Origin of the sequence: Caulobacter sp. (assembly GCF_035254145.1) — a bacterium.
In the GTDB taxonomy this organism is placed as follows: domain Bacteria; phylum Pseudomonadota; class Alphaproteobacteria; order Caulobacterales; family Caulobacteraceae; genus Caulobacter.
Genome location: NZ_DATFAV010000314.1, coordinates 1 through 5,901, shown reverse-complemented (window position 1 = coordinate 5,901; position 5,901 = coordinate 1). Strand labels below are relative to the sequence as shown.

Below are 5,901 nucleotides of genomic sequence, written 5' to 3'. Positions count from 1 at the left end.
ATGATGGCCAGGAAGTACGACCTGTCGCGGGCCGAACTCGACGCCTTCGCCCTGCAGAGCCACCAGCGCGCCATGGCCGCCACCAAGGCCGGCAAGTTCGCCGCCGAGATCGTGCCGATCGACGTCAAGCTGGAAGACGGCAAGACCGAGCGCCACGAGGTCGACGAGGGCATCCGCTGGGACGCCTCGCTGGAGTCGATCGGCTCGGTGAAGCTGCTCGCCGAGGACGGCCGCATCACCGCCGCCACCTCCAGCCAGATCTGCGACGGCGCGGCCGGGGTGATGATCGTCAACGAGCGTGGCCTGAAGGCCCTGGGCGTCCAGCCCCTGGCCCGCATCCACAGCATGACCGTGATCGGCCATGACCCGGTGATCATGCTGGAGGCCCCGATCCCCGCCACCCAGAAGGCGCTGGAGCGCGCCGGCCTGAAGATCGACGACATCGACCTCTATGAGGTCAACGAGGCCTTCGCCTCGGTGCCGACGGCCTGGCTGAAGGTGCTCGGCGCCGATCCCGACAAGCTGAACGTCCACGGCGGCGCGATCGCGCTCGGGCACCCGCTGGGCGGCTCGGGCGCCAAGCTGATGACCACCCTCGTCCACGCCCTGAAGGACCGGGGCGCCCGCTACGGCCTGCAGACCATGTGCGAGGGCGGCGGCCTGGCCAACGTCACGATCGTCGAGCGGCTTTAGGTTTCACACCCGCCCAATCCTGTCATCCCGGAAGCCTCGCAGAGGCTATCCGGGACCGCCGGAAGCGCCGAGCTTGTCGCGGTCCCGGCTCTCCGCTTCGCTGCGGCTGGGATGACTGTATGAGAAGCGCCCCCACCATGATCACACTGTACCACTGCCGCGACGCCCGCTCGTTCCGCCCGCTGTGGGCGCTGGAGGAGCTTGAGATCCCCTATGACCTCAAGCTCCTGCCGTTCCCGCCGCGCTTCCACGCGCGGGAATATCTGGACGAGAACCCGCTGGGCACCATCCCCCTGCTGGTCGACGGCGAGACGCGGATGACCGAGTCCGCGGCGATGATCGAATATCTGTCGATGCGCCATGGCGGCGGTCGGCTGTCGGTGAAGCCCGACGAACCCGGCTATGGCGCCTACCTGAACGGCCTGGTGTTTGGCGAGGCCACCCTGACCTTTCCCCAGACCCTGGTGCTGCGCTACGCGCGGCTGGAGCCGGAGGAGCGCCGTCAGCCACAGGTCGCCCAGGACTACGCCCGCTGGTTCCTGGCGCGGCTCAAAGGCCTGGAGACGATCCTTGAAACCTCGGGTTTCGTGGCGGCCGACCGTTTCACCGGCGCCGACATCTCGGTGGCCTACGCTCTGCTGCTGGCCCGCGCCCTGAAGCTGGACGGCGAGTTCTCGCCCGCGGTCGTCGACTACTGGAACCGGATGAGCGCCCGCCCCGCCTTCGCTCGCGCCCGGGAGGCCCAGGCTGAAGCTCCAGCAAGCGTTTGAGGGTTTTTATCGTCTTACGGCAAATTAACTCAGCGACCATGGATTTGTCGGCTAGAAGGCCGACGGGCTAACAACAGTCGCTGGGGATAATCGTGCTTTACCGGATCAATGGGCGCCGCCCGACTTTGAGCGCGCTGGTCTTGGTCCTGGGGGTGAGCGCGATCGCCCTGGCGGGATGCGGCGACAAGAAACCCAAGAAGGCCAAGAGCACGCCCAGCGCGTCGGCGACCGTCAGCGTCGCCGTCGTCGTCAGCCAGCCGATCGCCCGCCAGATCAACGCCACCGGCACCATCTCGCCCTGGGAAGAGGTCCCGGTCGGCGCCGAGACCGGCGGCCTGACCGCCGTGTCGGTCAACGCCGAGGAGGGCCAGGTCGTCCAGGCCGGGCAGATCCTCGTCCAGCTCAACAGCACGCTGCTGGCCGCGCAGCTGCGCCAGCAGGACGCCAGCGTCGCCAGCGCCAAGGCCACCCTGGCCGAGGCCAGCGCCGCCCTGAACCGCGCCCGCGAGCTGCAGGCCAAGGGCTATCTGTCGCAAGCCGGCCTCGACACCGCCGTGGCGCGCCAGGGCACGTCCGCCGCCAACCTGGCCGCCGCCGAGGCCGCCCGGGGCGAGACCGCCGCGCGCCTGGGCCAGACCTCGGTCCGCGCGCCCGTCGGCGGCCTGATCAGCCGGCGCAGCGTCACCAAGGGCCAGATCGTCAGCGCCGGTTCGGAGCTGTTCCGCATCGTCCGCGACAGCCGCCTGGAGTTGGACGCCGAGATCCCCGAGACCGACCTGGCCGCCGTCAAGGCCGGCATGTCGGCCAAGGTCTATTCCGAAAAGGTCGGCGAGATGACCGGCCGCGTCCGCATCGTCACCTCCGAGGTCAACGCCACCAACCGCCTGGGCGTGGCCCGCATCGCCCTGTCGTCGATGGGCGGCTTCCGTCCGGGGATGTTCGCCCGCGCCACGATCGACGCCGGCGACCAGCCGGCCCTCGTCGTGCCCTCGGCCTCGGTGCTGTACCGCGAGAACCGCCCCGGCGTGTTCGTGGTCGACGCCGCCAAGAAGGTCCATTTCCGCCGCATCGCCGTCCTGGCCAACACCGGCGACCGCGTCGCCGCCACCGGCCTGACCGCCGGCGACCGCGTGGTGGTCGAGGGCGCCGGCTTCCTGGGCGAGGGCGACCTCGTTCGCATTGGCCAGGCGCCCGTCGCCCCGGCTCGCTGAGGATCGGCCGATGCGCAACATCTCATCCTGGGCGATCAAGAACCCGATCCCCGTCATCCTGCTGTTCCTGCTGCTGACCATCGCCGGCATCGCCGGCTTCAGGAGCATGCGGATCAACAACAATCCCGATGTCGACCTGCCGATCGTCGTGGTCACGGCCGTACGTCCCGGCGCCGCGCCCAGTGAGCTGGAGACCCAGGTCACCCGCCTGATCGAGGACTCGATCGCGGGCCTGGGCCAGGTGCGCCACACCCGCTCCACCGTCGTCGACGGGGCCTCGACCACGGTCATCGAGTTCGAGCTGGGCGTCGACCACGAGCGCGTCACCAACGACGTGCGCAACGCCATGTCCAACCTGCGCGGCTCGCTGCCGCAGGACATGCAGGAGCCGATCGTCACCCGCGTCGACATCTCGGGCGATCCGCTGATCACCTATGTCGTCCGGGCCCCGACCCTGACGCCCGAGCAGCGCAGCTGGTTCGTCGACAACGACGTCAGCCGCGCCCTGCTGGCCATCAAGGGCGTCGGCGAGGTCAACCGCCAGGGCGGCGTCAGCCGCGAGATCGAGGTCGCCCTCGACCCCGACCGCCTGGCCGCCCAGGGCGTCACCGCCGCGGCCGTCAGCCAGGCGCTGGTCTCGTCCAACGCCGACCTGCCCGGCGGCCGGGTGACCATCTCGGGCGCCGAGCGCGCCATCCGCACCCTGGGCGCGGCCGGCTCGGTCGAGCAGCTGCGCGAGACCCGCGTGCCGGTCTCGTCGGGTAATGGCGGCGCCGTGCGCCTGGCCGATCTGGGCCAGGTCACCGATCACTGGGCCGAGCCTCGGTCGCGCGCCCGCTACGACGGCCAGGAGGTCGTGACCTTCAACATGGTCCGCTCGCGCGGCGCCTCGGAGGTGCAGACCGCCGAGAAGGTCCGCAAGGCCATCGAGGTCCTGGACAAGCAGCATCCCGAGCTCGAGATCCGCGAGATCACCTCGAACGTGAAGTACATCGAGGAGAGCTACGTCGCCTCGATGGAGGCCCTGATCATCGGCGCGGTCCTGGCCGTGCTGGTGGTGCTGCTGTTCCTGCGCGACTGGCGCGCCACCCTGCTGTCGGCCGTCGCCATCCCGATGTCGCTGCTGCCGACCTTCGCCGTGCTGGCGCCGATGAACCAGTCGCTGAACGGCGTGACCCTGCTGGCGCTGTCGCTGACCGTCGGCATCCTGGTCGACGACGCCATCGTCGAGATCGAGAACATGGTCCGCCACATGCGCGGGGGCAAAAGTCCCTATGCGGCGGCCATGGAGGCGGCCGACGAGATCGGCCTGGCGGTCGTGGCGACCACCTTCACCATCGTGGCGGTGTTCGCGCCCGTGGGCTTCATGCCCGGCATCATCGGCCAGTTCTTCAAGGCCTTCGCCCTGGCCGCCTGTATCTCGGTGCTGTTCTCGCTGGTGGTCGCCCGCCTGCTGACGCCGCTGATGGGCGCCTATCTGCTGAAGGCCGACGCCAAGCACGAGGACAAGGACCCGCCGTGGATGGGTCCGTACCTGAAGAGCCTGGACTGGGGCCTGCGCAATCGCTGGAAGGTGCTGGCGATGGGCATCCCGATGTTCATCATCTCGATCTTCCTGGCCACCCGCCTGCCGTTCGAGTTCCAGCCCCAGGCCGACCGCGGCCGGGCCGAGTTCTCGATCGAGCTGCCGCCGGGCGCGACCCTGGACGAGACCGACGCCGTCGTTCAGCGCGTGACCCGCGAGCTGATGGCCCGCAAGGAAGTGGTCGGGGTCTACGCCTCGGTCGGCGGCAACGCCGTCAACAAGGGCGAACTGACCGCCGACCTGACCGACAAGTCCCAGCGGATGAGCCAGCAACAGTTCAGCCGCCAGATGGTCGACAAGTTCGCCGAGATCCCCGGCGCGCGCATCGGCGCGGGCAGCAACAATGGCGGCGGCCCGTCCAGCGGCGGCAGCTACACGCTCAGCCTGCTCAGCGACAACGGCCCGGCCCTGGAAGCGGCGGCCCGCCGCGTCGAGGCTGAGATGCGCAGCGTCCCGGGCCTGGCCCACGTGGTCAACACCGCCTCGATCGCCCGTCCCGAGATCGTCGTGACGCCCAAGCCCGACCAGGCCGCCCGCGCCGGCGTCTCGGCCGGGGCGATCAGCCAGGCCGTGCGCGTGGCCACCATCGGCGACGTCGACCAGAACCTGCCCAAGTACAATCTGGGCGACCGCCAGGTGCCGATCCGCCTGCGCCTGGACCAGAGCGCCCGCGAGGACATCGCCGTCCTCCAGACCCTGCAGGTGCCCTCGGCCACCGGCTCGGTGCCGCTGAACGCAGTGGCCGACGTGCGCTTCGGCGCCGGTCCCTCGCAGATCGACCGCCGCGACCGCTCGCGCGTGGCCACGATCACCGCCGAGCTGGACGGCATCGTCGTCGGCGAGGCGGCCAAGCGGGTCCACGCCCTGCCGTCGGTCAAGCACCTGCCGAACGGGGTCAAGGAGGTGGCGGCCGGCGACACCGAGTTCATCGCCGAGATGGTCAGCGGCTTCCTGGGCGCGCTGATCACCGGCATCCTCCTGATGTACGTCGTGCTGGTGCTGCTGTTCCGCAGCTTCGCCCACCCGATCACCATCATGGTCGCCCTGCCGCTGGCCATCGGCGGCGCCTTCGGCCTGCTGGTCATCGCCAAGTCCAGCTTCTCGATCTCGACCCTGATCGGGATCCTGATGCTGATGGGCATCGCGGCCAAGAACTCGATCCTGCTGGTCGAGTACGCGATCATGGCCATGAAGGAACACGGCATGGACAAGCGCACGGCGATCATCGACGCCGCGCACAAGCGGGCCCGGCCGATCCTGATGACCACCGTGGCCATGGGCGCGGGCATGCTGCCCACCGCCATCGGCCTGGGCGCCGAGGTCGAGTTCCGCGCCCCGATGGCCATCGCCGTCATCGGCGGCCTGATCACCTCGACCCTGCTGTCGCTGCTCTACATTCCGGTGGTCTTCATCCTGATGGATGGCCTCAAGACCCGCTCGGAGAACCTGATGCGCCGCCTGTTCGGCCACCAGCACCACGTGGCGAAGCCGGCGGAGTAGGTTCCGAAGGCCCTTGAAACAGAAGCCCTCCGCCATCGCCGGCGGAGGGCTTTTTGTTTTGGCTCCCCATATTCCACCGTCATTCCCGCCCTTGTGGCGGGAACGCCTCTATCGGCCGCAAGGGCGAGAGGGGCGGACCGCT

4 protein-coding genes are annotated in these 5,901 nt (G+C 69.5%); all 4 read left to right on the top strand.

Annotated elements, in window-relative coordinates; all coding sequences use genetic code 11:
• Positions 1-693 (top strand): acetyl-CoA C-acyltransferase (locus VJ655_RS18835; protein ID WP_324113745.1); only part of this gene is annotated, 693 nt, incomplete at its 5' end.
• A 137-nt stretch (positions 694-830) separates the two neighbouring features.
• Entirely contained in the window at positions 831-1,463 is a 633-nt protein-coding gene (locus VJ655_RS18830) for a glutathione S-transferase family protein (RefSeq protein ID WP_324113743.1), read from the top strand.
• A 125-nt stretch (positions 1,464-1,588) separates the two neighbouring features.
• Entirely contained in the window at positions 1,589-2,674 is a 1,086-nt protein-coding gene (locus VJ655_RS18825; protein ID WP_324113741.1) for an efflux RND transporter periplasmic adaptor subunit, read from the top strand.
• A 10-nt stretch (positions 2,675-2,684) separates the two neighbouring features.
• Entirely contained in the window at positions 2,685-5,759 is a 3,075-nt protein-coding gene (locus tag VJ655_RS18820; RefSeq protein ID WP_324113739.1) for an efflux RND transporter permease subunit, read from the top strand.
• Positions 5,760-5,901 lie beyond the last annotated feature (142 nt).